The sequence below is a fragment of the Aquipuribacter sp. SD81 genome (assembly GCF_037153975.1).
Taxonomy (GTDB): domain Bacteria; phylum Actinomycetota; class Actinomycetes; order Actinomycetales; family JBBAYJ01; genus Aquipuribacter.
Genome location: NZ_JBBAYJ010000013.1, coordinates 1 through 26,536, shown reverse-complemented (window position 1 = coordinate 26,536; position 26,536 = coordinate 1). Strand labels below are relative to the sequence as shown.

General features: G+C 75.8%; 25 protein-coding genes. 15 read left to right on the top strand and 10 right to left on the bottom strand.

The genetic code is table 11. The annotated features are described in order from the left end of the window. Positions 1-308: 308 nt before the first annotated feature. Genes zwf through WAA21_RS09505 form a run of 5 tightly spaced genes read left to right on the top strand, consistent with a single transcriptional unit; the run spans position 309 to position 5,964 of the window. On the top strand, positions 309-1,691 hold the full coding sequence (zwf, locus tag WAA21_RS09525) for a glucose-6-phosphate dehydrogenase (RefSeq protein WP_336922552.1): 1,383 nt from the start codon (positions 309-311) through the stop codon (positions 1,689-1,691). Beyond that, positions 1,688-3,112 carry an AI-2E family transporter gene (locus WAA21_RS09520; RefSeq protein WP_336922551.1) on the top strand — a complete coding sequence of 475 codons (1,425 nt, stop codon included), beginning with the start codon at positions 1,688-1,690 and terminating at the stop codon, positions 3,110-3,112. Before zwf ends, WAA21_RS09520 begins: the two co-directional genes overlap by 4 nt. Positions 3,113-3,146: 34 nt before the next feature. Beyond that, positions 3,147-3,986, top strand: coding sequence for a MerR family transcriptional regulator (locus WAA21_RS09515; RefSeq protein WP_336922550.1), 840 nt, complete (start codon positions 3,147-3,149; stop codon positions 3,984-3,986). Between the two features lie 59 nt (positions 3,987-4,045). Further along, positions 4,046-5,521, top strand: coding sequence for a glutamate synthase subunit beta (locus tag WAA21_RS09510; protein WP_336922549.1), 1,476 nt, complete (start codon positions 4,046-4,048; stop codon positions 5,519-5,521). Next, the gene (locus tag WAA21_RS09505) at positions 5,440-5,964 is read left to right on the top strand and encodes a DoxX family protein (protein ID WP_336922548.1); all 525 of its coding nucleotides are present in this window, start codon (positions 5,440-5,442) and stop codon (positions 5,962-5,964) included. Before WAA21_RS09510 ends, WAA21_RS09505 begins: the two co-directional genes overlap by 82 nt. On the opposite strand, the gene WAA21_RS09500 is transcribed toward WAA21_RS09505, so the two are convergent. Beyond that, positions 5,896-7,275 carry an MFS transporter gene (locus tag WAA21_RS09500; protein WP_336922547.1) on the bottom strand — a complete coding sequence of 460 codons (1,380 nt, stop codon included), beginning with the start codon at positions 7,273-7,275 and terminating at the stop codon, positions 5,896-5,898. The genes WAA21_RS09505 and WAA21_RS09500 overlap by 69 nt on opposite strands. Positions 7,276-7,335: 60 nt before the next feature. On the opposite strand from WAA21_RS09500, the gene WAA21_RS09495 reads away from it, so the two are divergent. Together WAA21_RS09495 and WAA21_RS09490 are read left to right on the top strand one after the other, a co-directional pair. Further along, positions 7,336-8,070: an SDR family oxidoreductase gene (locus WAA21_RS09495; RefSeq protein WP_336922546.1), complete on the top strand. Its 735-nt coding sequence runs from the start codon at positions 7,336-7,338 to the stop codon at positions 8,068-8,070. After that, positions 8,067-8,717 carry a vitamin K epoxide reductase family protein gene (locus WAA21_RS09490; protein WP_336922545.1) on the top strand — a complete coding sequence of 217 codons (651 nt, stop codon included), beginning with the start codon at positions 8,067-8,069 and terminating at the stop codon, positions 8,715-8,717. The genes WAA21_RS09495 and WAA21_RS09490 overlap by 4 nt, the downstream gene beginning before the upstream one ends. Here WAA21_RS09490 and WAA21_RS09485 read toward each other — a convergent pair. The 4 genes from WAA21_RS09485 to WAA21_RS09470 form a co-directional block, all read right to left on the bottom strand. Further along, complete coding sequence (locus WAA21_RS09485; RefSeq protein ID WP_336922544.1) at positions 8,707-9,303, bottom strand: DUF4126 domain-containing protein; 597 nt, start codon at positions 9,301-9,303, stop codon at positions 8,707-8,709. The genes WAA21_RS09490 and WAA21_RS09485 overlap by 11 nt on opposite strands. A 77-nt stretch (positions 9,304-9,380) precedes the next feature. Continuing rightward, positions 9,381-10,163, bottom strand: a complete 783-nt coding sequence (locus tag WAA21_RS09480) for an amino acid ABC transporter ATP-binding protein (protein WP_442893257.1) — start codon at positions 10,161-10,163, stop codon at positions 9,381-9,383. After that, positions 10,160-11,008 (bottom strand): amino acid ABC transporter permease, encoded by an 849-nt coding sequence (locus tag WAA21_RS09475; protein WP_336922543.1) that lies wholly within the window; start codon positions 11,006-11,008, stop codon positions 10,160-10,162. The genes WAA21_RS09480 and WAA21_RS09475 overlap by 4 nt, the downstream gene beginning before the upstream one ends. Beyond that, complete coding sequence (locus tag WAA21_RS09470; protein ID WP_336922542.1) at positions 11,005-11,958, bottom strand: ABC transporter substrate-binding protein; 954 nt, start codon at positions 11,956-11,958, stop codon at positions 11,005-11,007. The genes WAA21_RS09475 and WAA21_RS09470 overlap by 4 nt, the downstream gene beginning before the upstream one ends. A 183-nt stretch (positions 11,959-12,141) precedes the next feature. Here WAA21_RS09470 and WAA21_RS09465 point away from each other — a divergent pair, with 183 nt between their 5' ends. From WAA21_RS09465 to WAA21_RS09450, 4 genes are read left to right on the top strand one after another with little or no spacing between them, the layout of a single operon-like run. Further along, positions 12,142-13,380: a homogentisate 1,2-dioxygenase gene (locus tag WAA21_RS09465; RefSeq protein ID WP_336922541.1), complete on the top strand. Its 1,239-nt coding sequence runs from the start codon at positions 12,142-12,144 to the stop codon at positions 13,378-13,380. Then, the gene (locus WAA21_RS09460; RefSeq protein ID WP_336922540.1) at positions 13,377-14,264 is read left to right on the top strand and encodes a hypothetical protein; all 888 of its coding nucleotides are present in this window, start codon (positions 13,377-13,379) and stop codon (positions 14,262-14,264) included. Before WAA21_RS09465 ends, WAA21_RS09460 begins: the two co-directional genes overlap by 4 nt. Further along, the gene (fahA, locus tag WAA21_RS09455) at positions 14,261-15,508 is read left to right on the top strand and encodes a fumarylacetoacetase (protein WP_336922539.1); all 1,248 of its coding nucleotides are present in this window, start codon (positions 14,261-14,263) and stop codon (positions 15,506-15,508) included. The genes WAA21_RS09460 and fahA overlap by 4 nt, the downstream gene beginning before the upstream one ends. Further along, positions 15,505-16,962, top strand: a complete 1,458-nt coding sequence (locus WAA21_RS09450) for a serine hydrolase domain-containing protein (protein WP_336922538.1) — start codon at positions 15,505-15,507, stop codon at positions 16,960-16,962. Before fahA ends, WAA21_RS09450 begins: the two co-directional genes overlap by 4 nt. 13 nt (positions 16,963-16,975) lie before the next feature. On the opposite strand, the gene WAA21_RS09445 is transcribed toward WAA21_RS09450, so the two are convergent. Then, the gene (locus tag WAA21_RS09445) at positions 16,976-17,743 is read right to left on the bottom strand and encodes a VOC family protein (protein WP_336922537.1); all 768 of its coding nucleotides are present in this window, start codon (positions 17,741-17,743) and stop codon (positions 16,976-16,978) included. Between the two features lie 90 nt (positions 17,744-17,833). Between WAA21_RS09445 and WAA21_RS09440 the strand changes: the two genes are divergently transcribed. From WAA21_RS09440 to WAA21_RS09430, 3 genes are all read left to right on the top strand, one after another. Beyond that, positions 17,834-18,124, top strand: coding sequence for a hypothetical protein (locus WAA21_RS09440; RefSeq protein ID WP_336922536.1), 291 nt, complete (start codon positions 17,834-17,836; stop codon positions 18,122-18,124). Positions 18,125-18,184: 60 nt separating this feature from the next. Further along, a complete protein-coding gene (locus WAA21_RS09435; RefSeq protein ID WP_336922535.1) occupies positions 18,185-19,150 on the top strand; it encodes an exopolyphosphatase in 966 nt (321 codons plus the stop codon). A gap of 100 nt (positions 19,151-19,250) precedes the next feature. After that, positions 19,251-19,451, top strand: coding sequence for a hypothetical protein (locus WAA21_RS09430; protein ID WP_336922534.1), 201 nt, complete (start codon positions 19,251-19,253; stop codon positions 19,449-19,451). Between the two features lie 25 nt (positions 19,452-19,476). Here WAA21_RS09430 and WAA21_RS09425 read toward each other — a convergent pair whose 3' ends face one another. The 4 genes from WAA21_RS09425 to WAA21_RS09410 all read right to left on the bottom strand — a co-directional run bounded on the left by WAA21_RS09425 (position 19,477) and on the right by WAA21_RS09410 (position 25,722). Next, positions 19,477-20,313 carry an alpha/beta fold hydrolase gene (locus tag WAA21_RS09425; protein ID WP_336922533.1) on the bottom strand — a complete coding sequence of 279 codons (837 nt, stop codon included), beginning with the start codon at positions 20,311-20,313 and terminating at the stop codon, positions 19,477-19,479. A gap of 95 nt (positions 20,314-20,408) precedes the next feature. Then, a complete protein-coding gene (locus WAA21_RS09420) occupies positions 20,409-23,945 on the bottom strand; it encodes an ABC transporter ATP-binding protein (RefSeq protein ID WP_336922532.1) in 3,537 nt (1,178 codons plus the stop codon). 106 nt (positions 23,946-24,051) lie between these two features. Further along, positions 24,052-25,059, bottom strand: coding sequence for a MerR family transcriptional regulator (locus WAA21_RS09415; RefSeq protein ID WP_336922531.1), 1,008 nt, complete (start codon positions 25,057-25,059; stop codon positions 24,052-24,054). Between the two features lie 6 nt (positions 25,060-25,065). After that, positions 25,066-25,722 (bottom strand): HEAT repeat domain-containing protein, encoded by a 657-nt coding sequence (locus tag WAA21_RS09410; RefSeq protein WP_336922530.1) that lies wholly within the window; start codon positions 25,720-25,722, stop codon positions 25,066-25,068. A 142-nt stretch (positions 25,723-25,864) separates the two neighbouring features. On the opposite strand from WAA21_RS09410, the gene WAA21_RS09405 reads away from it, so the two are divergent. Next, complete coding sequence (locus WAA21_RS09405; protein WP_336922529.1) at positions 25,865-26,443, top strand: dienelactone hydrolase family protein; 579 nt, start codon at positions 25,865-25,867, stop codon at positions 26,441-26,443. Positions 26,444-26,536 lie beyond the last annotated feature (93 nt).

Here is a 26,536-nt window from a genome sequence, read left to right as displayed (position 1 = left end):
CTGTCGTGGCCGGGCCGGGTGCCCGGGTCGCACGAGAGGCGTCGTCGCCGCGCGGGGTCGCGTTGAGGGGCGCCTCGACCGCTCACACGGGCGCGTCACCGGACGGCGGAGGCCGGGAGCGTCGGCGCGACGCTGCGTGAGCGGGGGACGGGCGGCCGGGGCCGGGGTGCGGCGTCCGGGTGAGCACGTCGACGGCGCTGCGTCGTGCCGGTCGGGCGGCGCGACGAGCGGGCGAAGGCGCGACCGGGCGGGACGCGCCGACCCGCCCTCCCTGTGCCGGGAGGGCCGGGACGTGGTGGGCTGGTGCCATGACACGCAGCGACGCCCTCGTGCTCTTCGGGGCCACCGGGGACCTGGCGTTCAAGAAGCTCTTCCCCGCGCTGTACGAGCTGCAGGCCAAGGGCCGCCTCGGCGTCCCCGTCATCGGGGTGGCGCTCAGCGAGGGCGACGACGACATGCTGCGGGCCCGCGCCCGCGCCTCGCTGGAGGCCCACCACCGCTCGGCGGTCGACCCGGCGGTGCTCGACGCGCTGTGCGGGCAGCTGCGCTACGTGCAGGGCGACTACCTCAAGGACGCCACGTACGAGTCGCTGTGCGCGACGCTCGGCGACGCCGAGCGGCCGGCCCACTACCTCGCGATCCCGCCCTCGCTGTTCCCGACGGTCGTCAAGGAGCTCGCCGAGCACGACCTCGACACGGGGGCCAGGGTCATCGTGGAGAAGCCCTTCGGGCGCGACCTCGACAGCGCCCGGGAGCTCAACGCCGCCATCGGCAGCGTGTTCGCCGAGGACCAGGTGTTCCGCATCGACCACTACCTCGGCAAGGAGACGGTCGAGAACCTCCTCACGTTCCGCTTCGCGAACTCGCTCTTCGAGCCGGTGTGGAACCGGGACCACGTCGCCAGCGTCCAGATCACGATGTCGGAGGCCTTCGGCGTCGCGGGCCGCGGCGCCTTCTACGACTCGGTCGGCGCGGTCCGCGACGTCGTGCAGAACCACCTCCTGCAGATCGTCTGCGTGCTCGCGATGGAGCCGCCCGCCGGCGGGGGCGCCGACCCGCTGCGCGACGAGAAGGTGAAGGTGCTCCGGGCGATGCGCCAGGTCACCGCCGACGACGTCGTCTTCGGGCAGTTCGACGGCTACCTCGACGAGGACGGCGTGAAGCCGGACTCGCAGGTCGAGACCTACGCGGCCCTGCGCCTGTCCATCGACTCCTGGCGCTGGTCCGGCGTGCCGTGGTTCGTGCGCACGGGCAAGTCGATGGCCGGCACCGCGCTGGAGGCGGTCGTCGAGCTCAAGCCGACACCGACCCTGCTCTTCGCGGGGGAGTCCGCGCCGCGACCGCACCCCAACCTCATCCGCTTCCGCCTCGGCGGGGTCGGCGGGGTGTCGGTGTCGATCGAGGCCAAGCGTCCCGGACGGACCTTCGCCACCAAGCCCATCGACCTGCGGGTCGACTTCGAGCGCAGCCTCGGCGAGCCCGACGACGCCTACGAGCGCCTGCTCGACGACATCCTCGACGGCAACCAGCGCCGGTTCGCGCGGCAGGACACCGTGGAGGAGGCGTGGCGGGTCGTCGAGCCGCTGCTCGGCTCCAGCATCCCGGTGTACCCGTACGCGCCCGGCACGATGGGGCCGAACGAGGCCGGCCGGCTCCTGTCGACGGGCCTGCACTGGTACGACCCGGCGTGAGCGGGCGGGGCGACGGCATGGCGCGGGGCGCCGCCGGGTACACCGACGGCATGCCCCGCGCCCACACCGACGAACGGAACCCGACGAGCGACCTCGGTCCGACGACCGACGCCGACGTCCCCGAGGTGGACCGCAGCCAGTGGCGCTCGTGGCGCAAGGACCGCTGGAGCGACCACTTCGGCCGGCTGGCGCTGCGCAGCGGCCAGGCGCTCCTCGTCCTCGTCGCCTTCATCCTCCTCGCGTACGCGCTCATCTTCCTGCGGGTCGTCGTCATCCCCGTGCTCCTCGCCGTCGTCATCGCGGCGGCGCTGTGGCCGATCGTCGCCTGGCTGGGCCGACGGGGCCTGCCGCGTGCGCTGTCGGTGCTCGTCACCCTGCTCGCGGCCTTCGCCATCATCGGCGGGGTCTTCACCCTCGTCGGCACCGCGGTCGCCGACCAGGCCGACGAGCTGACCGAGGGCGTGTCCGGCGGCCTGCAGGAGCTGCAGGACCTCGGCGAGAACCTGCCGTTCGGCCTCACGCGCGCCGACGTCGACCAGCTCGTGCAGCAGGGTCGCGACGCCCTGCAGGGCGCGCAGATCGGCTCGGGCGTGCTGAGTGGCGCGACGGTGGCGGCGAACATCGCGACGGGCTTCGTGCTCGCGCTCTTCGTCCTGTTCTTCGTGCTCAAGGACGGCGAGACGATCTACCGCTGGATCCGCGAGCAGCTCCCGGCGAGCACCCACGAGCGGGTCGACGCCGTGAGCGACCACTCGCTGCACGTGCTCGGCAGCTACGTGCGCGGCACCGCGCTCATCGCCTTCGTCGACGCGACCGGTATCGGCATCGCGCTGCTGATCCTCGACGTGCCGCTCGCGCTGCCGCTCGCGCTCATCACCTTCATCGCCTCGTTCGTGCCCATCGTCGGCGCGGTGTCCGCGGGCCTGCTCGCCGCGCTCGTGGCGCTCGTGTCCAACGGCCCGGTCAACGCCCTGCTCGTGGTCGCGGCGATCGTCGTCGTGCAGCAGGTCGAGGGGAACATCCTCCAGCCGTTCATCCAGGGCAAGGCGCTCAAGCTCCACCCGCTCGCGATCCTGCTGGCGGTCGCGGCCGGCACGATCGCGGCGGGCATCATCGGCGCGATCCTCGCGGTGCCGCTGCTGGCGGTGGCGTGGGGCGCCGTCACGGTGCTGCGGGGCCTGCGGACCGAGCGCGACGGGCCCGTCCACGTCCACAGCCACCGCCACTCCGGCGACACCGGTCCCGGCCACGGCGGTCCGCCGGAGGTCGCGACGGGCCACGCCCACGGCGTGGAGGTGCGCGACCGGGACGGGTCCGGGGACGGGTCCGGGGACGAGTCCCGAGACGGGACGAGGGACGAGAGCGCACCGGCGCACGGCCGCGACGAGGCGCGCAGCGGGGGCCGCACCGACCGCGCTTGACCCTCACGCCGCGTGAGCCCGCACGCTCCTGCCCATGAGGAGCACGATGGCGGACGTGAGCGGCGCGCAGCACGAGCACGTCGACCCGGCCCCGGACGACGGGCTGACCGTCGGACCGGCCGCCCGGGTGGTCGGCACGACCGTGCGCGCGCTGCACCACTACGACGCCATCGGCCTCGTCCACCCCGGCGGCAGGACGCCTGCGGGGTACCGCGTGTACCTCGAGGCCGACCTCGACCGGCTGCGGCGGGTGCTCGTGCTCCGCGAGCTCGGGTTCCCGCTGCAGGACGTGGCCACGCTCCTCGCCGCGCGCGACGACGGGGACGAGGACGGCGTGCTGCGCCTGGTCACCGACCAGCTCGCCGCCGTGGACGCGCGCATCGACCGCCTGCAGCAGGTGCGGGCGGCGCTGACGAGGGAGAGGGAGGCGCACGTGAGCGGCGTCAGGTTGACCCAGGACGAGAAGCGCGAGCTGTTCGGCACGACCTGGGTCGAGAACGAGGAGGACTACGCCCGCGAGGCCGAGGAGCGCTGGGGCGCCACCGACGCCTGGCGGACCTCGCGCGAGCGGACGAGCCGGTACACGAAGGCGGACTGGGAGCAGGTGAAGGCGGAGGCCGACGGCATCAACGCCCGCTTCGTCGCCCTCATGGCGGCCGGCGAGCCGGCCGACGGCGAGGCGGCGCGGGCGGTCGCCGAGGAGCACCGGCAGCACATCGGCCGGCGCTTCTACGACTGCCCACCGGAGATGCACGCCGGTCTCGGGCGGATGTACGTGGCGGACGAGCGGTTCACGGCCACGTACGAGGCGCTCGCGCCCGGTCTCGCGCAGTACGTGTCGACGGCGCTGCAGGCCAACGCGGCCGGCCGCTGACGGCGGTCCGGGGGGTGGACCCGGCGTCCACCCCCCGGGACCGCCCGTACCATCGGCGCATGCCCGTCGACCCCTGGGGTTTCACCAAGGTGCCGCGACAGGACGTGCCCAAGCGCCCTGTCGAGCTGCGGCTGCTGGACTACAAGCCCGTCTACGAACGCCCGGACGAGGAGTCCGTGCGCGCGCAGGCGCGCCGCTGCATGGGCTGCGGCGTGCCGTTCTGCCACCAGGGCTGCCCGCTGGGGAACCTCATCCCGGAGTGGAACGAGCTCGTGCTCGACGCGGACTGGCGCCGCGCCATCGACCGGCTCCACGCGACGAACAACTTCCCGGAGTTCACCGGCTGGCTGTGCCCTGCGCCGTGCGAGGCGGCCTGCGTGCTCGCGATCGGCGACGACCCGGTCTCCATCAAGCAGATCGAGCTGTCGATCATCGACCGGGCGTGGGACGCCGGCTGGGTCGTCCCGCAGCCGCCGGAGCGCATGACGAGCCAGACCGTCGCGGTCGTCGGCTCCGGACCGGCCGGCCTCGCCGCCGCGCAGCAGCTGACGCGCTCCGGCTACACCGTCGTGGTCTACGAGAAGTCGGACGAGGTCGGCGGCCTCCTCCGCTACGGGATCCCCGACTTCAAGATGCCGAAGACCGCGATCGACCGGCGCATCGCCCAGATGGAGGCGGAGGGCACGCGCTTCGTCACCGGCGTCGACGTCGGCAGCGAGGCCATGCCCGTCTCCCGGCTGCGCCGCCGCTTCGACGCGGTCGTGCTCGCCGTGGGTGCGCTGCGCCCTCGTGACCTCGAGGTCGACGGCCGTGACCTCGACGGCGTCGTGCAGGCGATGGACTACCTGCCGGAGGCCAACCGCTACGTGGCCGGCAAGCAGGAGGCCGTGCCGGTGTCCGCCGAGGGCAAGCACGTCGTCGTCATCGGCGGCGGCGACACCGCCGCGGACTGCCTCGGGACCGCCAACCGCCAGGGCGCGGCGTCGGTGACGGTGCTCGACCACAACCCCACCCCGCCCGTGGTCCGCGACCCGCTCGCCAACCCGTGGCCGCAGTGGACCCGTATCCACCGCAAGAGCCCCGCCCACGAGGAGGGCGTCGAGGAGTCGTGGGCGACGCAGACGGTGTGCTTCGTCGGCGACGGGACCGGTCGCGTCACGCACGTGCGCGTGCGGACGGTGGAGCGGCGCTTCGACGAGTCAGGCGTCCGGTCGTTCCACCCGGTCGAGGGCTCCGAGCGCGACCTGCCCGCCGACCTCGTCCTCCTCGCGACGGGCTTCGTCGGCACCGGCGCGGACGACCTGCTCGGCGGGGCCGGTGTCGACGTGGTCGGCGAGCGCGGCACCGTGCGGGTCGACGACCGCTGGTCGACGAGCACGGAGGGCGTCTTCGCGTGCGGCGACGCCACGCGCGGCGCCAGCCTGGTCGTGTGGGCGATCGCCGACGGCCGGGCGTGCGCGGCGGCCGTCGACCGGGCGGTCCGGGGCAGCACGCGACTGCCGGCGCCCGTCGGGCCGCACGACCGGGCGCTCTGATCGCCGCGGCGCAGGAGCCCGCCGTCCCCGCGGCCCGGGCCGCCGGGGGCGAGGACCTCCCGGCGCCCGCCGCCCCGGCGGAGCACCGCGGCCTCGCGCTGCTGCTCGTGACGGCCGGGGTCGCGCACCTCGCCCGCCCGCGGGTGTTCGACTCCCTCGTCCCGCCCTGGCTGCCGCCGTCCCGCCGGTTCTGGACCGTCGCGAGCGGCCTGGCGGAGGTGGGCACGGGCCTCGCGGTGGCCCACCCCCGCACGCGGCGTGCCGGCGGGCTCGCGGCCGCGGCGCTCTTCGTCGGGGTGTTCCCGGGCAACCTCTGGATGGCGTGGCGCTGGCGGCACCGCCCGTGGCCGCAGCGGGCGGCGGCGTACGCGCGCCTACCGCTGCAGGCGCCGCTCGTCGCGTGGGCCGTCCGCGTCCACCGGTCGGCCGCCCCACGCGGCTGAGTCCCGCGCCGTCGCGAGGACGCCGACCGCGACGGTCGGCGCGACGGCCGCCACGGCGAGCGCGCCCGGCAGGCCGAGCAGGTCGCCCAGCCCGCCGACGAGCGCCGAGCCGAGCGCGGAGCCGGTGAAGAACACGAGGGTGAACAGCCCGAGCGCGGCGCCGCGCACCCGCGGCTCCACCGCCGCGGCGACCGAGCCGACGAGCGAGGGCTGCGCGAGGGCGTAGCCGGTGGACAGCCCGACGAAGCCCGCCCCCGCCAGCCACGGCGACACCCCGACCCCCGCGGACACGAGAGCGCCGACCGCGGACAGCGCGAGGCCGAGGAGCGCCGTGCCACGGCGGCCGAGCCGCCCGATGACGCGCGCGCTGTTGAACGAGACCGCCGCGCCGAGCAGCGCCCCGGGCAGCAGCAGCAGCCCGTTCTGCATGGGGTCCCAGCCCCGCCCGGCGAGCACGAGCGGGACGGCGACGAGACCGGCGAAGTACACCGTCGGCATGGCCGCGGCCGCCACGCCCGCCCGGACCACCACGTCCTCGCGGACGACCGCGAGCGGGACGAAGCCCTCCGGCAGCCCACGCACCCGCAGCACGAGCGCGAGGAGCAGCGGCGGCGCGAGCACGGCACCGGCGAGGGTGAGGACGCCGGGGTCGCCGAGCGTCTGCACGACCACGAGGAGCGAGGCGGCGGTCGCGGCGACGAGGCCGGCCCCGACGGCGTCGACGCGCACCCCCGTGCCGCGCGACGGCGCGAGCCGGTAGGCCACCGGCAGCAGCGCGAGCGCGAGGACCGGCAGCAGCACCGACCCGCGCCAGCCGACGAGCACGCCGACCGCCCCGCCGAGCAGCGGCCCGAGGCTCGTGAGCACGAGCGTGACGGAGTTCGTCCGGCCCAGCGCCACCGTCCGGTCGTCGCCGTCGTAGCGCGCGGACAGGGTCGTCGTGGTGAGCACGGGCACCGCCCCGGCCCCGAGGCCCTGCAGCAGCCGCCCGAGCAGCAGCAGCCAGAAGCTCGGCGCGAGCGCGGCCAGGGCCGCGCCGAGGGCGAGCAGCGTGACCCCGACGAGGTACGGGGTCCGGGTGCCGACCGAGTCCGCCACCCGCCCCCACACCGCGGTCGACGCCGCGAGCATCAGCGCGAAGGACGTGAGCACCCACGCGCTGCCCGCCGTGGAGAGCCCGAGGCCGGCGGACAGGGGCCCGAGGACGACGCTCGTCGCCGACGTCCCCATCGCCGACAGCCCCCACAGCAGGCCGAGACCCACCGCCGCCCGGGTCGGGGACCACACGGACTCCTCGGTTCGGGTGGGCACCGTCCGATCCTGGGACCTGGGTCCTGCGGCGGCGACCCGGACCGGTGCCATGCTCGGGGGGTGAGCCCTGACGCAGGCCCGGCCGCGGGCACGTCCCCACCCGCCCCCGGTCGCCCCGTCGTCTGCGTGGTGGGCGCCGGCCCCGGGCTCGGCCTCGCCGCCGCGCGCGCGTTCGCCCGCGACGGCTACGACGTCGCGCTCGTCGGCCGCAGCGCCGACACCCTCGAGCGCCTCGCGGGCGAGGTGGAGCAGGCGGCGCCGGTCGACGTCGGCTGGGCGCCGGTCGACGTCGCCGACCCCGACGCGCTCACCGCGGCGCTGCAGCGGTTCGTCGCGCACACCGGGCGCCTCGACGTGCTGCACCACAACGTGAGCGTCTACCGGTCGGGCGGGGTCGAGGACGTCACGGCCGAGCAGCTGCTCGCCGACGTCGCCGTCGGTACCGCGAGCCTGCTGAGCGCCGTGCGCGCGGTGCTCCCCGCGCTGGCCGACGCCCGGGGCAGCGTGCTCGTCACCGGCAGCGGCGCCGCCGACCGGCCGGACGCCGGGGCGCTCACGCTCGGCGTGCAGAAGGCGGGCGTGCGGGCGCTGCTGCAGGCCCTCGCACCCGGCCTGCGCGAGCGGGGGGTGCACGCCGCCACGCTCACGGTGCACGGCGTGCTGCGCGAGGGCACCGCCTTCGACCCCGCCCGCGTCGCGGAGCGGCTCGTGGGCCTCGCGGCCCGTCGTCACGACGACCCGGCCACGTGGCAGCCCGTCCACGACCTGCGCGCGGCCGGGGAGGACGCCGCGTGAGCGCCGACCTGCACGACCCGCGTCCCGCCGCGGCGGAGCGCGCCGGCGGGGACGACCGGGCGTTCCCGCGGCTGCTGCCGTGGGTGCTGACGGTCGCGGGCGGCCTCGGCCTGCTCTCGGCGCTCGACCTGTCCTACGAGCGGCTGCTGCTGGCCACCGACCCCGACTACCGCCCCTCGTGCTCGTTCAACCCGCTGCTCGACTGCGGCGCGGTCGCGAGCTCGGACCAGGCGAGCGCCTTCGGCGACTTCCCCAACACCCTGCTCGGGGTCGCGGCCTTCGCCGTCGTCGTCACGCTCGGGGTGCTCGCCCTGCTCGGCGTGCGACTGCCGCGCCCGGTCCGGCTCGGGCTGCAGGTCGGCGTGCTCGTCGGGTTCGCCTTCGTGCAGTGGCTCGTGCACGTGAGCGTGTTCCAGCTCGGCGTCCTCTGCCCGTACTGCATGGTCGTGTGGGTCTGCACCGTCACGCTGTTCTCCTACGTCACGCTCGCGAACGCCGCCGACGGCGTGCTCGGCGCGCGCCTCGCGCGCAGCCCGCTCGTGCGCACGCTCGTGATCGCCCACCCCGTGCCCGTCGTGCTGTGGGTCGCGGCGGTCGCCGCCCTGGTCGGCGTGGTGTTCGCCGACCAGTGGGCCCTCATGCTCTGAGGGCGGCCTCCCGGGCCCGACGGCGCCGGCCGCGCCCGGCCGTGCGGACGAGCGCGACGGCGAGCACGCCGAGCAGCACGAGCACGAGGACGGGCAGGAGCAGGGCGGCGAGCGAGAGCCCGACGGCGAGCCCGTCCTCCGCGGTGGAGGCGACGGGGGCGCCGAGCCCGGCCGTCGTCGTGTTGACCACGGCGCGCCCGCCCGCCTTGAGGAGGTGGACGACGAGCGCGATCGCCGCGCCCACCGCGACGGGCACCCACTCCCCGGAGGACACCCAGCCGGACGGGTCCTCGACCAGGGACACCGAGCCGGTGCCCGCTCCCACGGCGAGACCTCCCGAGACGGGCCGCACGACGGTCTGCAGCAGGTCGTTGACGTGGTCGAGGCCCGGCACCTTGTCCGCCGTCACCTCCACGACGAGCAGGACCGCGAGCACGCCGAGCGCCCACGGGTCCGCGAGCCACGCCCAGCCGGCCGGCAGGGCGAACAGCTCGGTGTACCGGGCGAGCAGCCCGAGCGCGAGCAGCGGGACGTACGCGTTGAGCCCGGCCGCCGAGGCGAGCCCGAGCGCGGTCAGCACCTCCATGCCGCCACCTCCCTGACGCCCAGGGTACGGCGGTCCGCGCGCCGAGGCCGGGCCCGAGGGGTCGCTCCGGGGCCGGGCTACAGCCGGCCGGCGTCCACCACGCGGCGCAGGAACTGCTGCGTGCGCGGCTGCGTGGGGGAGCGCAGCACCTGCTCCGGCGGGCCCTCCTCGCACACCCGGCCGCCGTCGAGGAACACGACGTGGTCGGCGACGCGGCGGGCGAAGCCCATCTCGTGCGTCGCCATGAGGATCGTCGCGCCACCCTCCGCGAGCTCGCGGACGAGAGCGAGCACCTCGCCGACGAGCTCGGGGTCCAGCGCGCTCGTCACCTCGTCGAGCAGGAGCACCCGCGGCTCGACCGCCACGGCCCGTGCGATCGCGGCCCGCTGCTGCTGCCCGCCCGACAGCCGGTCCGGGTACGCGTCGGCCTTGTCGGCGAGCCCGACCCGCTCGAGCAGCGCCGTCGCGCGCGCGTCCGCCTCGGCGGGGTCGACGCCGTGCACGACGCGAGGGGCGAGGGTGATGTTCTGCCGCACCGTCATGTGGGGGAAGAGGTTGTACGCCTGGAACACGACCCCGTAGCGGGACCGGACGGCGTCCGCGTCGGCGTCCGGGTCGGTGACGTCCTCCCCGTCGAGCAGGACCTGCCCGTCGGTGACGGGCTCGAGCAGCGCCGCGCACCGCAGCAGCGTCGACTTGCCCGAGCCGGACGAGCCGATGAGCGCGACGACCTCGTGCTCGCCGACCGTCACGTCGACCCCGTGCAGGACCGGCGTGTCGTCGTAGTGCTTGACGAGGTGGCGCACGTCGAGGACCACCGGGCGCCCGCGCGTCGGCCCCTGCGGCAGGTGCCCGCTCACAGCACCGCCCCCGCCTGCTCCCGGCGCGTGGCCCGGACGCTCACCCAGTCCGCCAGCCGGGCCGTCGGCACGCTGAGCAGCACGAAGAGCAGCGCCGCGACGACGTAGGGGGTGAAGTTGAACTCCTGCAGCGAGGCGATCTGGGCGGCGCGGACGGCGTCGACCGCCCCGAGGATGGAGATGAGCCCGACGTCCTTCTGCATGGCGACGAAGTCGTTGAGCAGCGGCGGCGTGACCCGGCGCACCGCCTGCGGCAGCACGACCAGGCGCATCGACTGCCCGTACGTGAGGCCCAGGGAGCGCGCCCCGAGCCGCTGGCTCGGGTGGACGGTGTCGATGCCGGCGCGGAACACCTCGCTGACGTACGCCGAGTACGTGAGGACGATGGCGGCGGTGCCGAGCACGACGACGCTGATCCGGCCGTCGGTGAAGCGGAGCGCGGGCACGCCGTAGCCGATGAGGTAGAGCAGCACGATGAGCGGGACGCCGCGGAACAGGTCGACGTAGACCGTCGCGAGGACCCGCAGCGGCAGGAAGACGGGCCCTCGCAGGGTCCGCAGGAGCGCCACGACGAGCGCGAGGACGACGGTGAGGACCGCCGCGACCGCGAGCACGCGGACGTTGAGCCACAGCCCGTCCGCGATCTCCGGCAGGTACCGCCAGGCGATGACCGGGTCGAGGAACGACTGCTGCACCCGCGGCCAGCCGGGGGCCGTGGTGACGGCGAGCCACAGCGCCACGGCGAAGACGAGCGTCGACACGAGCGCCGTCGCGGTGGAGCGGCGGGAGCGCCGCGCCCGGACGGTGCGGCGGTCCCGCTCCAGCTGTGTCGGCTGGTACGTCACCCCAGCTCGGGGGCGCCGGCGGCGTCGGCGAGCCACTCCTGCTCGAGCGCGTCGAGCGTGCCGTCGGCCTCGAGGGAGTCCACCGCGGCGCTCACGCAGTCCGTCAGGGGGCTGCCCAGGTCGAGCACCATGCCGAACTGCTCGGGGTCGTCGCCGAGCTCGGGGAGCTGGCCGACCACCACGCCGTCGTCGAGCTGCGCCGCCGTGACGAAGAACGCCGTCGGGAGGTCGACGACGATCGCGTCGACCTGCCCGTTCTGCAGCGCCGTGACGGCGTCCTCGTTGCTGTTGAACACCTGGGGCTGCAGCGTCGGGCCGATCAGCTGCTCGACCGCCTCGAGGCTCGTCGTGCCGACCTGCGCGCCGAAGAGGACCTCCCCGAGCTGCGCGAGCGACGTCGCGCCCTCCGCCGGGCTGCCGGCGGTCGCGACGACCGTCTGGCGCACGTCGTAGTACGGGCTGGAGAAGTCGACGGCCGCGCGGCGCTCCTCGGTGATGGAGAACTGGTTGATGGCGACGTCGAAGTCCTTCGGCCCGGGGGCGATCGCCGCCTCGAAGGGCACGCGCACCCACGTCACCTCGTCCTCGGCATAGCCGAGCCGCTCCGCGACGGCGTAGGCCACGGCCGACTCGTAGCCCTCGCCGTTCGTCGGGTCGTCGTCGACCATCCACGGCTCGAACGCGGGCTCGCTCGTCGCCATGGTGAGCGTGCCGGCCGTCAGGGTGTCCAGCGAGGCGGGGTCGCAGCCGTCGAGGCCGGCGGCACCGGCCGCGGCGTCGGTGGCGTCGGTGGCGGCGTCGTCGGCGGGCTCGCTGTCGGCGACGGCGGTGGCCTCGGGGGCGGTCGTGGCGTCCGCGGCGCCGTCGTCGCCGCCGCAGGCGGCGAGCGCGAGCACGGAGACGCCGGCCAGCACGAGCGGCCGGGCGAGCGGGGACAGGGGACGGCTCACGGGGACCTCCGGAGGCGGCGCGCAGGGTGGGTGCTGTCGCGCGCGGACGCGGGACAGCGCATCATCGCAGCAGAGCGGGACACCCGACCGGGCGATCCGCCGGGCGGGACGGGCCGTTAGGCTGGGCCATCGCCGGACCACAGGCGTCGACGACGACGCCCTGACGGATGAGGTGAGACCGCGGTGGCCCACTACCGCACCATGGGGGACGTGCCGCCGAAGCGGCACACGCAGCACCGGGACGGCTCCGGCCGCCTCTACCACGAGGAGCTCATGGGCGAGGAGGGCTTCTCCTCCGACTCCTCCCTGCTGTACCACGTGGGGGTGCCGTCGGCGCTGGTCGACGCCCGTCCGTGGCGGCTGCCCGACCAGTCCACCGTGCCGAACTCCCCGCTCCTCCCGCGCCACCTGCGCCTGCACGAGCTCTTCCCCGGCGGCAGCGGCACCGAGGCCACGCAGGTGGCCGACGTCGACGTCGTCACCGGGCGCCGGCTCGTGCTCGGCAACGCCGACGTACGGCTGTCGTACGTCGTCGCCGCGGCCGACTCGCCGCTGTACCGCAACGCCGTCGGCGACGAGTGCGTGTACGTCGAGCGCGGCGCCGCCCGCGTCGAGACGGTGTTCGGGCACCTCGACGCCCGCGAGGGCGACTACGTGCTCCTGCCGCGGGGCACGACCCACCGCTGGCTGCCCGTCGACACCGCCGCCAACGGCCCGCTGCGCGCGTACTGCATCGAGGCGAACAGCCACGTCGCGCCGCCCAAGCGGTACCTCTCCCGGTACGGGCAGCTGCTCGAGCACGCGCCGTACTGCGAGCGGGACCTGCACGGGCCGAGCGCGCCCGAGGTGCGCGAGGAGACCGACGTGGAGGTCCTCGTCAAGCACCGGGGGTCCGGTCCCGGTGGCCTGGCCGGCACGGTCCACGTCGTGCCGCGGCACCCGTTCGACGTCGTCGGCTGGGACGGCTGCCTGTACCCGTACACGTTCAACGTCGCCGACTTCGAGCCGGTCACGGGCCGCGTGCACCAGCCGCCGCCGGTCCACCAGGTCTTCGAGGGGTGGAACTTCGTCGTCTGCAACTTCGTGCCTCGCAAGGTCGACTACCACCCGCTCGCGGTGCCGGTGCCGTACTACCACTCCAACGTCGACAGCGACGAGATCATGTTCTACGTCGACGGCGACTACGAGGCGCGCAAGGGCTCCGGCATCGCGAAGGGCTCGGTGACGGTCCACCCGGGCGGGCACAGCCACGGCCCCCAGCCCGCCGCGATCGAGGCCTCGCTGGGCGCCGAGCGCTTCGACGAGCTGGCTGTCATGGTGGACACGTTCCGCCCGCTCGAGCTGGGGGAGGCCGCGCGGGCGAGCGACGACGGCCGCTACGCGTGGACGTGGAGCGGTCGGGGACCCGAGGGGGAGCTGTGACGGACACGACGAGGCCGCTGCTGCGGCGGCTGCTCGACGACGCCGCCATGTTCCCGCCGGGCAACGCCGGGCCGCGGGACGCCGTCGCCGCACGCGCGATGTACGAGGACAGCTGGTTCGCCCCGCTGCTCGGGGACTTCGTCGTGCGCGCGGACCGGGTGCCGGAGCTGCTCGCGGCGCTCCGGCTGGCCGGCGACGACGGCCCCCGCGAGCCGCTGCCCGTCGCCGTGGTGGTGCCGGGCGGCCTCGACGACGTCGCCGCGGCCGTGCGCGCCGGGGACGACCCGGCCCTGCGGCTCGCGGGCGTCGAGGTGCCGCTCGGCGCCGCGGCGCCCGACACCGTGCTGCTGCTGCGCACCGGCATGGAGGTGCCCGACGGCGTCGCGCTCGTCGTGGAGCCCTCGCCCGGGCTCGACCCCGCCGCCACCATGCCCGTGCTCGGCGAGGCGGGCGTGCACGCGAAGCTCCGCACGGGCGGGGTGACGTCGGCGGGCTTCCCGGCGACGCAGGTGGTCGCGCGGTTCGTGCGGGAGGCCGTCCGGGCGGGCGTGCCGTTCAAGGCGACGGCCGGCCTGCACAACGCGCTGCGGCACCGTGACGAGGACACGGGCTTCGAGCACCACGGCTTCCTCAACCTGCTCGCCGGGACCGCGGCGGCCCTGCTGCACGACGCGGACGAGGACGACGTGCACCGGCTCGTGACCGCGACGGCGCCCGAGCCGCTGCTCGACCTCCTCGAGCCCCTCGACGAGGCGCAGCAGGCGGCCGTGCGGGCCGCCTTCACGTCGTTCGGCACGTGCTCGACCGTCGAGCCGGTCGAGGACCTCGCCGGTCTCGGGCTCCTGCACCGCCCGGGCGTGGGGCTCGTCGGCGCCGGCGCGTGAGCGCCGAGCCGGCGGACCCCTGGGACGCGACCGACGCCGACGGGCTCTTCGGCCCGCAGACGCTCGCCCACGGCGTCTTCTCCATCCCCGGCCAGCTGCCGCGGGTCGGCGTGCGGCTGCACGACGCGGTCGTCGACGTCCACGCCCTCGCGGTCGACGACGGCCTGCCGTGGGCCGACACCCTCGCCGCGCCGGTGCTCAACCCCTTCATGGCGCTCGGGCCGGAGGCGTGGGCGGAGGAGCGGGAGTGGCTCGTCGGGGTCCTCGCCGACGACGCCGTCGACGCCGACCGCGTGCGCGAGCTGTCCTACCCCCTCGGCGGTCCGGCGCCGGTCGCGCTGCACCTGCCGTTCCAGGTCGCCGACTACGTCGACTTCTACTCCAGCCGTGAGCACGCGGCGAACCTCGGGTCGATGTTCCGGCCCGGCCAGCCCGCGCTCACCCCGAACTGGACGCACCTGCCGATCGGCTACCACGGGCGCAGCGGGACGGTCGTCGTCTCCGGCACCCCGGTCCGCCGTCCCGTCGGCCAGGTGCGTCCGCCCGGCGCCGTGGCCCCGCTCGTGCGCCCGTCGGCCCGGCTCGACATCGAGGCCGAGGTCGGCGTCGTCGTGGGGGTGGGCTCGACGCTGGGGGACCGGGTGCCGGTGGGCGCCTTCGCCGACCACGTGTTCGGGGTGTGCCTGGTCGACGACTGGAGCGCGCGCGACCTGCAGGCGTGGGAGTACGTCCCGCTCGGGCCGTTCCTCGGCAAGTCGTTCGCCACGAGCGTCTCGGCGTGGGTGACGCCGCTGTCCTCGCTGACCGCCGCGCGCGTGCCGGCCCCGCCGCGCGAGCACCCCGTGCAGGGCTACCTCGACGACAGCGCGCACCCGTGGGGCCTCGACGTGCACCTCGAGGTGCGGCTCAACGGAGCGGTCGTGTCCCGGCCGCCCTTCGCCGGCATGTACTGGACGGCGGCGCAGCAGCTCGCGCACCTGACGGTCAACGGCGCCTCGCTGCGCACGGGCGACCTGCTCGCCTCCGGCACCGTCAGCGGCGCGGGCGCCGACGAGCGCGGCTCGCTCATCGAGCTGACGTGGAACGGCGAGCAGCCGCTGGAGCTGCCCGACGGCACGACCCGCGCCTTCCTGGAGGACGGCGACGAGGTCGTCGTCTCCGCGTGGGCGCCCGGGCCGGACGGGTCCCGGGTCGGCTTCGGCGAGGTCCGCGGCGTCGTCGAGCCCGCCCGCCCGGTGCCGTGAGCCCGCGCGACCTGCCGACCGCGCCGCCGTCGGCCACGGGCCTGGACGCGACCGCCCTCCTGCGCCTCGTGCGCGAGTGGGAGGCCACCGACGGCCTCGAGCCGCACGCGCTCGCGGTCGTGCACCGGGGCGCCCTCGTCGCCCGCGCCACGTGGGCGCCGTATATGCCGGACGAGGACCGCCTCGTGTACTCCGTGAGCAAGACGGTGACGGCGTGCGCGCTCGGCCTGCTCGTGGGCGACGGGGCCGTCGACCTCGACGCCCGGGTCGTCGACCTCCTGCCCCACCTCGTGGGACCCCGCACCGTGCCGGAGTGGTCGGCGGTCACGCTCCGGCACTGCGCGGCCATGGCGACCGGGCACGCCGAGGACGCCGTCGCCGCGGCGTGGGCCGCCGACCCCGACCCGGTGCGGGGCTTCCTCACGGTGGCGCCCGCGCTGGCGCCGGGCAGCCGGTTCGTCTACGACCAGCCCGCGACCCAGGTCCTCGCCGCCGTCGTCGAGCACGTGGCCGGCGAGGGCCTGCTCGACCTCGTGCGCCGCAGGCTGCTGCGCCCGCTCGGTGCGGGCGAGGGCGCCTGGTCGCGCGACCCGACCGGTCGCGCGCTCGGCTTCTCCGGCTTCCGCTGCACGGTCGACGACCTCGCCCGGCTCGGGCTGCTGCTGGTGCGGGACGGCCGCCACGACGGTGCGGACGTGCTCCCGCCGGGCTGGGTCGACGAGGTCGTGCGCATGCAGGTCGCCACCGACGACCACGACGACCCGGCCGGCCCGGACTGGCTCCTGGGCTACGGCCTGCAGGTGTGGCGCTCCCGGCACGGCTGGCGGGCCGACGGCGCCTACGGGCAGTTCGTGCTCGTCGTGCCCGAGCACGACCTCGTCGTCGCGCTGACCGGCCAGACCGAGCGGACGCAGCGCCTGCTCGACCTCGTGTGGGAGCACGTGGTCCCGGCCGCCGTCGCCCCGGCTCCCGGCAGCCCCCGGCCGGGCCGGCCCGACGACGCCGACGAGGCGCTCGCGGCGCACCTGTCGCGCGTGACGCTGCCCGACGGCCGGGCGCGCGGCGGCGCCGTCCGTCCCGCGCTCCCGGCGGAGGGGGTGGGGCTCGACCCGACCGGACCGCTGCCGGGGGTGCGGGTCCACCTGGCCCCCGCCGGTGACGCCGCGGTGCGCTGCACGCTCCTCGACGGGGGACGGGACGGCGACGACGAGCTCGTCGTCGTCGCCGACGACGGCTGGTCGCGGCACCCGGCCGGCACCGGTGCGGTCGCCGCCACCCTGCTGTCCGCCGACGCCGGACGGGTCGAGGTGGAGCTGCGGCCCACGCACCTGCCGCACGCCCTCGTGCTGGACGCCGACCTCGTGCGCGGCACGGCCGCCCTCCGCTTCTCGACCGAGCCGCTGTCTCCGGTGCCGCTCACGCTCGCCGGCGTGCTGCGCCCCGACGGGGCGTGAGCGACCGGGCGCACTAGGCGGCGCTGCCCCCGCCCATGACGGCGAACCGCGCGCCCCACGGGTCCACGACCGTCGCCATGCGGCCGTACTCGGTGTCGAAGGGCCCGGCCGCGACCTCGGCGCCGAGACCCTTCGCGGTGGCGACGACCGCGTCGCTGTCCGCGACGGAGAAGTACGCGAGCCAGTGCGGGGGAGAGCCGTCGCCGGACAGCCCGCCGAGCCCGCCGAGCGGACGGCCCTCGTCGCCCGCGAACGTCCAGTAGTCGACCCCGCCCCCCGGGACGGCTTCCCACCGGTACCCGAACACCTCGGAGTAGAAGGCGCGACCGGCGGCCGGGTCGGGCAGCGACGCCTCGTTCCACGTGAGGGCGCCCGGCTCGTTGACGACGCCGCAGCCGACGTGGCGGCCCGCCTGCCACACGCCGACGACCGCGCCCTGCGGGTCGGCGGCGACGAGCATGCGGCCGAGGTCGCCCACGTCGAACGGCTCGGCGAGCACCGTGCCGCCCGCGGCGCGCACGCGGGCGGCCGTCGCGTCGGCGTCGGCCGAGGCGAGGTACGTCGTCCACGCCGGTGGGGCGCCCTCGGCGGCCGGCCCGATGCCGGCTGCGTCGTGCCCGCGCACCGCGCACATGACGTACCCGCCGTGCTCCGGCCCGGAGGCCGTCGCGGCCCAGCCGAGCACCTCGGTGTAGAAGCCGGTGGCGGCCTCGACGTCGGTGGCGCCGTAGTCGACCCAGCACGGCGTCCCTGCGGGCCACGGCTCGGTTCGCGTCGTCATGGGCGACGAGCCTGGCACCGGCGGCCGGACGGCGGAAGGCCCCGGCCCCCTGCGGTTGCGGGCGCGTCGCGCCGTCGTGAGGGTGTGCGGGTGACGCTCGCGCAGAACTCCGTCAACGCCGTGCCGCTCTCCGAGCAGGCGTGGGCCGTCGTGCTGTGGGTGACGGTCGCCCTGTGCGTCGCGTGGCTCGTGTTCGTCGTCGTCTTCACCCGCTACCGCGAGCACCACCGCCCCCGCACCACCGGCGAGGCGCACACCCGGGGGGTCGAGACGCGCGTGGCGCGTCGCGGGACCGCCGTCGTCGTCGGGGCCGTCGCCGTGCTCCTCGTCGTCGCCCTGCTGGTCTTCGTGCTGGGTCGAGCGGGTGACCTCTTCGCCTGAGAGGGCGGACGGGCGCGCCTCGCGCTCAAGTCCGGTCGCAGCGCCCCCGATCCGGACCGGGTGACCGACACCCTCGTCCTCGACGCGTCCGCCGTGCTCGGCGCGGGCCCCTTCCGGCTCGTGACCCGCAGCGACTTCGACGGCCTCGTGTGCGCGGTGCTGCTGCGCCAGGCCGGCCTCATCGACGACATCCTCTTCGTCCACCCGAAGGACGTGCAGGACGGGACGGTCGACGTCACGGGCCGCGACCTGCTGACGAACCTGCCGTTCGACCCGCGCGCGCACCTCGTGTTCGACCACCACCTGTCGGAGACCGTGCGCAACCAGGCGTCCCCGCGACACGTCATCGACCCGGCCGCACCGTCGGCCGCGCGGGTCGTGCACTCGTGGCTCACCGCCGCGGGCCACGAGCCGGCCGTGTCGGACGAGCTCATGCGCGCGGTCGACCAGGCGGACTCCGCGCAGTACGCGCTCGCCGACGTGCTCGAGCCGTCGGGCTGGACGCTGCTCAACTTCCTCATGGACAGCCGCACCGGGCTCGGCCGCTTCCGCGACTTCCGGGTGTCGAACTACCAGCTCATGATGCAGCTCATCGACCACTGCGTCCGCTACCAGGACGTCACCGAGATCCTCGCCCTGCCCGACGTCGCCGAGCGGGTCGAGCTGTACCGGGCGCAGGAGGAGCTGTTCCGCGCGCAGCTGCTGCGGGTGACGACGCTGCACGGCGACGTCGCCGTCGTCGACCTCCGCGAGGAGGACGTCGTCCACGCCGGGAACCGCTTCCTCGTCTACGCGCTGTTCCCGCAGGCCCGGGTGTCGGTCCACGTCATGTGGGGCCGCAACCGGCAGAACACCGTGCTCGCGGTCGGGCGCTCGATCCTCGACCGCAGCTCGACCGTCGACGTCGGTGCCGTGTGCCTCGCCCACGGCGGCGGCGGCCACGCGGCCGCCGGCACGTGCCAGGTGCCGCACGAGGCCGCCGAGCGGACGCTCGCCGACGTCGTCGGCGCCCTCCGCGGTCGCTGACGCGACCGTCCACCCCCCGCCCGTTCCCAGCCCGCTCCCAGCCGGCAGGAGGAGCGTCCCGCCCGCGCCCACCCCGGGCGCCCCCGCCCAGGAGGCACCAGTGAGCCCCACCCGCCACACCTACCGGACCGCGCTCGCCTTCACGCTGAGCCAGCTCGGACTCGTCTGCGTCGTGCTCGGCCTCGTCGAGCACGCCGTCGTCCCCGTCGAGACCGCGCTGCTCTTCGTCGGCATCCCGCTCTACCTCGTCGCGTCCGCGGTCGTCGTGCGCAACGCGGTGGTGCGCCCCCGCCCGGCCTGAGACCCGGCGGGGGCCGCACCTGCCGTCAGCGGGCCAGGAAGTCGACGACCGCCGCGTTCCACTCCTCGGGGTGGCTCACGTTGACCCCGTGCGGCGCGCCGGAGATGACGTGCAGGCTGCTGCCCGTCACCGCGGCGTGCGTGCGGGCGCCGGAGCCCTCGAGCGGGACGACCGCGTCCGCGTCGCCGTGCAGCACGAGGGTGGGCACGGAGATGGTCGCGAGGTCGTCACGGAAGTCGGTCTCGCCGAAGGCGGCCATGCAGCCGAGGGCGGCCTTCTTGTCGGCCTGCTTGCACAGCGCGAGCGCGTTCTGCCGCTCCTCCTCGCTGACCGCGAGCCGGCCGTCGACGGCGAAGAACTGCGTCGTGAAGTCGTCGTAGAAGGCGTCGGGGTCCTTCGTCAGCTGCTCCGTCATCTCCTTCGCCTGGCTCTGCGGCAGCGGGCCGTCCGGGTTGTCGTCGGTCTGCGCCATGTACGGCGGCACCGCGGAGGCGAACACGACGCTGCGGATGCGCTCGGCGCCGTACCTCGACAGGTAGCGCGCGACCTCGCCGCCGCCCATCGAGAAGCCGACGAGGGTGACGTCGCGGAGGTCGAGCGCCTCCAGCAGCGCCTGCAGGTCCTCCGACAGCGTGTCGTAGGTGTAGCCGGTGCGCGGCTGGTCGCTGCGCCCGAAGCCGCGGCGGTCGTAGGTGACGACGCGGTAGCCGGCGTCGGAGAGGGCGCCGACGTTGTGCGCGAAGGCTTCGCCCGACAGCGGCCAGCCGTGGATGAGGACGACGGGACGGCCGGGGCCGCCGTGGTCGTCCACGTGCAGGTCGACGTCCTTGAGCAGGCCGTGGTGGGCGGTGATCTCAGTCATGCCGACGAGGTCCCCGGCGCGTGGGCCGTCTACTCGGGTTCCGGGGGTGCGGCTGGTGTGAGGAGCCCGACGTTTGACCACCGGTCCCTCACGTCTCAGCCCGCGAGCCGCCCCCAGTCGCCGCGCAGCCGCGACCACGGACCCTGCGCGACCACGACCCCGCCGACGAGCACGACGACCCGGTCGGCCCGCTCCAGCGCGGCGCGCTTCGAGGTCGAGCCGACGACGGTGGTGCCCCGGTCCCGCAGGGCCTGCCACAGGTCGAGCTCGGTCTCGACGTCGAGCGCGGACGACACGTCGTCGGCGACCAGCAGCTCGGTCTGCGGCGCGAGCGCCCGGGCGAGGGCGAGGCGCTGCAGCTGCCCGCCGGACAGCCGGACGCCCTTGTGCCCGATGACGGTCGTGACGCCACCCGCGGAGGCGATGTCGTGGTCGAGCTGCGCCGCGGTGAGCGCACCCTCGACCTCGACGTCGTGACCGAGGTGGACGTTCTCCGCGATGGTCCCGGACAGGACCCGCGGCAGCTGCGAGACGTAGCCGACCTGCTGCGGGCGCAGGAAGGAGGCGGGGTCGGCGACCTCCTCGCCGTTCCACCGCAGCGAGCCGCGGTGGTCGACGATGCCGGCCAGCGCCCGCAGCAGCGAGCTCTTGCCGGACCCGACGGGGCCGACGAGCAGCACGAGCTCGCCGCGGCGGACCTCGAGGTCCACCCCCCGCGCGCCGAGGGTGCCGTCGTCGTGGACGGCGTCGAACCCGCGGAGCTCCAGCCGCTCCAGCGGCACCCGGACCGGGGGCGCGGGCGCGGGCGCCGCACCGGTCGACAGGTCGACCCCCGGCACCGGGAGGGTGAGGGTCGAGGTGCCCGCCATCTCCGTCGCGCGGCGCACCCACACCCGCGCCGAGGGGTACTTGGAGGCGATGGAGGCCGTCGTGAAGCCGAACCACTGCGCGGCCGCGAGCGTCGACACCGCGACGAAGGTCGCCGTCGAGGACAGGCTGCCGCGCAGGTACAGCGACCACGCGACGAGCGGCAGCAGGCCCGACAGCAGCGGCGGGGCGGCGCTCGCCCACACCGTCAGCCGGACCTCGCGGGCGAGCGTCGCGCTGCGGACGGCGTCGAGGCGGGCGAGGTACGCGAGCACGGCCGGCGTCGCGCCGGACAGCTTGACGGTGCGCGCGGCCGACAGCGCCGAGACGAGCGAGGACGCGAAGGCCGCGCGGCTCGTGATCGCCTCGCCGGCGAGGCGGTGCAGCGCCGGACCGAACGCGACCGCGACGAGACCGGACACGACCATCGTGCCGAGGAAGAACAGCCCGGGCACGACCGAGCCCGACACGACCGTCATGACGACGACGAGGAACAGCCCGAGCGCCTGGTCGTAGAGGTTGTCGGACAGGCTGACGACCCGCTCGGTGTCGCCGGTCTGCGCGACGACCTCCGCCGGCTGGTACCGGCTGACCCGGCGGGGCCCGGTCTGCCCGCGCAGCACGCGCAGCCCGAGCCGCAGCATCTGCCGGACCCACCACTCGGGGAAGCGCCGGAACGCGACGAGGCTCGTGGCGACGGGCAGCAGCAGCGCGGTGACGAGGCCGACCGTCGGCCACAGCAGCCCGCCGGTGCCGTCGACGAGGTCGGACCACAGCCACGCGAGCACCGAGCCGTCGAAGCCGAACACGACGACGACCGAGAACGCGGCGATGGCGACGAGACCGAGACGCGGGTCGTTGACGCACATGCGCAGCAGCTCCCGCCACGGCCGGGCCCGGGGCGGCGGCGGGGCGGTGGGTGGGTCGAGCCGGTCGTGCCGGTCGGTCGCGTCGGTCGCGTCGGTCGCGTCGGTCGCGTCGATCGGGTCGGTCGCGTCGGTCGCGCCGGCCGGCCACGGGGGCATCGGCGCAGCCGAGTCGAGTCCCAGCGCGGCCTCGGCGTCGAGGGCGAGGTCGTGGGCCCCACCCGCGCCGCCTGCGGTTGCGAGGAGCTCGGCGAAGCGGCGCGACGTCGCGAGCGGGCCGGCCTCCACCACGCGACCGCCGGCGAGCACGACGACCTCGTCGCACCGGCTCACCGAGGACAGCCGGTGCGCGACGACGATGCCGATCCGGTCGGCGAGCAGCCGGTCCGTCGCCGCCCGGACGCGCGCCTCCGTCACCGGGTCCATGCGGGCGGTCGCCTCGTCGAGCACGACGACCCGCGGGTCGCGGACGAGGATGCGCGCGAAGGCGACGAGCTGGGCCTGGCCCGCGGACAGCGTGTGGCCGCCCTCGCCGAGGCGGGTCTCGAGGCCGGCGGGCAGCTCGGCGAGCCAGGCGTCGAGGCCGAGCTCGGAGAGCACCGCGGGAACCCTGTCGAGCAGGTCCGGCTCGAACAGCGCGACATTCTCCGCGAGCGTGCCGGTGAGGATCTCGGTGCGCTGCGGGACGACGGCGACGTGGCGACGGAGCAGGTCGAGGTCGACGTCGACGAGGTCGGTGGCGCCGTCGCCGTCGCGCAGGAACACGGCGCCCCGGGGGACGGGCAGCGCGCGGGTGAGGACCGAGGACAGCGTCGACTTGCCCGCCCCCGTGCGTCCGACGACGGCGTAGGAGCGGCCGCGGCGGAAGGTGAGGCTCACGTCGCGCAGGGCGGGCGGGCCGTCCGGGTCGTCGGGGTAGCGGAAGGTGAGGGAGCGGACCTCGATGTCGCCGTCGCGCGGCGCGTCGCCGCCGGTCGGCTCCTGCGGGGAGTCGAGCAGCAGCCGGACCCGTGTCCACGCGCCCAGCGCGTTCTGCAGCTCGGCGACGTTGTGGGAGATCGTGCTGACCGTCCCGGCGAAGGCGAGTGCGAGCACCCACACGCTCGTAAGCGCGGCCGCGTCGAGCCGGCCGCTGCCGATGAGCACCGCGCCGGTGACGACGAGCGCGGCCATGACGAGCGACACCATGGCGAGCGCGCCGCACACGAGGTACGCCGACAGCCGCCACACGTGGCGACCCCGCTCGATGACCTGTGCGGCCCGGCGGGCGTACAGGCGCAGCACGTACGGCTGGGCCAGCGTCGTGCGCACGTCGTCCTGGCCGTGGACGCCCTCCTCCATGACGGCAGCGAGGTCGGACCAGGCGGCCTCCTCGCGCACGCGCAGCGGGCCGATGCGCAGCGCGAGCGGCCTGAGCGCGACGACGAGCACCGCGCTCAGCGCGGCGAGGGCCAGCCCCGCGGGCCACCACACGAGCAGCGCCGTCACGACCGACAGCAGCCCGGTGAGCAGCGAGGTGACGATGTGCAGGCCCTGGCTGCGCACGAGCGCGGCGGTGTCGTGCATGTCGTGGTCGATGCGGTCCAGCAGCTCCCCGACGGGCGTGTGCTCCAGGCGGGGCAGCTCCTGGGCGAGGGCGACGCGGGTGGAGCGGCGGCGCACGTCGGCGGCCCAGTCGGCGCTGAGCCCGGCGAGGACGACCCGGGCCACGAGCGCCGCGACGACCGAGACGGCGAGGCCGGCGGCGAGGCCGGTGAAGGCGGCGACGGAGCGGTCGACGAGCACCGGTCCGGCGAGCGCGGCCGCGGCGGCACGACCGCCTGCGGCGAGCACGACGAGGACGGCGACGAGGCCCGTCCGTCGCGGGGACGTCGCCCACAGGTCCGCGAGCAGGCGCACGAGAGCTCCCCTGTCCAGGTGGTCGGCGGGCCGGTCGTCCGACCCGGCCGCAGGACAGCATCCGCGCACGGCGCGGCCGCGGCAAAGGGGTTTCCCGGACGACGGGTCAGGAGTCCCGGGCGAGCAGGGCGCGTGCCGTGAGGGCGACACCGCGGTCGGTGTCGTGCTCCAGCTCGCGGAGGACGGGCCCCGTGGCGGGCAGGGGCAGCTCGGCGAGCGAGGCCGTGACGCGGCGCCGGACCGGCGCGTCGGCGCCGTCGAGTGCGGCCCGGAGCGCGGTGACGGCCGCGTCGGCGGGCACGGCACCCTCGCGCACGAGCCGTCCGAGGGCGTCGGCGGCCTCGACGTCGTCCCGCCCGGCCGCGACGAGGTCGACGAGCCCGGGCAGGACGTCGTCGTGGCCGGCCCGGGCGCGGGCGAGCAGCGCGCGCCCGCGCACGCCGGGGTCGTCGTGGCCGCCTGTGCGGCGCAGCACCTCGACCGCTCCTGGCGTGCCGAGCGCGGCGAGGGCCTCGACGGCGCGCCTGGCGCGCCCGGGACCCTGTCCGTCGCGCGCGTCGGACCCGTCGAGGGCTCGCGCGAGCGCGGACACGGCGGCGTCCCCGTGGGGTCGCAGCGCCCAGCGCAGGGACCCCGCCACGACGGGGTCGGTCTCGGCGAGGACCGACTCGACGAGCGTGCCGACGTCGGCGCCGGCCCGCGCGGCGAGGGCGGCCCGGTGCCGCCGCGAGCCGTCGGGGGAGTCGAGCCCGCGGACGAGCGCGGTGGTGCGGAGGACGTCGTCCCACGTGCCGGTGCCACCCGCTCGCACCCGGGTCAGACGCCGCAGCAGCTCGGTGTCCCGCTCGAGCCGGGCGCTGGTCTCGGCGCGCAGTCGCTCCAGCAGGGGACCGGGCTCGAAGCCGGGCTCGTCGAGGACCGTCGCCACGTCGCCCAGGCGGAGGCCGAGGGAGCGCAGCGCCTCGACGCAGAAGAGCCGGCGCAGGTCGTCGTCCGAGTAGTGCCGGTACCCGTTCCCGGTGCGTCCGGACGGGCGCAGCAGCCCGAGCCGGTCGTAGTGGCGGAGCATCCGGGCGCTCACGCCCGAGCGCTCCGCCACCTCGCCGATGAGCACGGTGCCTCAGGCGCCGTCGACGAGCGGGGCGCCGTGCAGGACGACCGCGCGGCGGGCGGTCGCCAGGGCGCACTCGTACCCGGCGTCCGGTTGGCGGGCGAGGTGCCGGGTGGCGACCGCGTGGGTGCGGACGGCCTCGTCCGGGTGCCCGAGCGCGCGGGCGAGCGGCTCCTCGGCGGCCTCGCCGAGCCCGACGAGCGCGCGGCTGAGGCTCAGCCGCACGTCGTCGTCGCCCCTGCCCAGCCGACGGGTGAGCTCCTCGGCGAGCCCGGCCTCCCGACCGGCAGGGACCAGCCGCACAGCCGTCCGCCACGCCGCCCGGGCGACGTCGTCGTCGGGGTCGTCGAGCAGCGCGAGGACCGCCGGCCACGTGCGGAGGTCGGCGACCTTGGACAGCGTGCGGACGGCCTGGCTGCGCGCCCGCGAATCGGGCGAGGCCAGCTCGGGCAGCACCGCGTCGACGACCTGGTCGGACCGGTGGCGGGTGAGCGCCCACGTCAGCATGTCGCGGACGAAGAAGTCCGGCTCGAGCTCGCAGCGGGCGACGAGGACGCCGACGAGCGCAGGGTCGGGGACCGCGCCGGCGCGCAGGGCGGCGGCCAGGCGGACCGAGGCGTCGGGGGCCTCGAGCGCGCCCGCGAGGGTGGTGCGTGTGCTGGTCATCGGGACCACCTCCTGCCCGCAGGGAAGAGGGTGTCACCGTGTCAGGGTCAAGCGGAGCCGTCCGCGGGCGGTACCGGCTGTCCGGGCCCGGGGCTAGCGTCGGCGCGACAGGGAACCGGGTCGGGTGCCAGGAGGGGTCGAGATGGCCGAGGTCGTGCTGTTCCACCACGTGCAGGGGCTGACGGACGGGGTCGCCGCGTTCGCCGACCGGCTGCGGTCGGACGGGCACACCGTGCACACACCCGACCTCTTCGACGGGCGCACCTTCACGACGCTCGAGGAGGGCATCGCGCACGCCCAGGGGGTCGGCTTCGGTCGGCTGCTGGAGCGCGGGGTCGAGGCCGCCGAGGGGCTCGGGTCCGACGGCGCGGTCTACGCGGGGTTCTCCCTCGGGGTGATGCCCGCCCAGCAGCTCGCGCAGACCCGTGCCGACGCACGAGGTGCGCTGCTGTTCCACGCCTGCGTCCCGCTCGGCGAGTTCGGTGACGCGTGGCCGACGGGGGTGCCGGTGCAGGTGCACGGGATGGACGCCGACCCGCTGTTCGTCGACGAGGGCGACCTCGACGCCGCCCGCGCGCTCGTCGCCTCGACCGCCGACGCCGAGCTCTTCCTGTACCCGGGTGAGGCGCACCTGTTCGCGGACTCGTCGCTGCCGTCGTACGACTCCGTGGCCGCGGACCTGCTGGTGGAGCGGGTGCTCGGCTTCCTGCGCGCCGTCTGACGGCTGGGGTGCCCGACGGCTGGGGTGCCCCTGTCGACCTTCGGGACATGCTTGACAGATCTGTGTCGGTAGATCCTTGACACTCATTCGTTT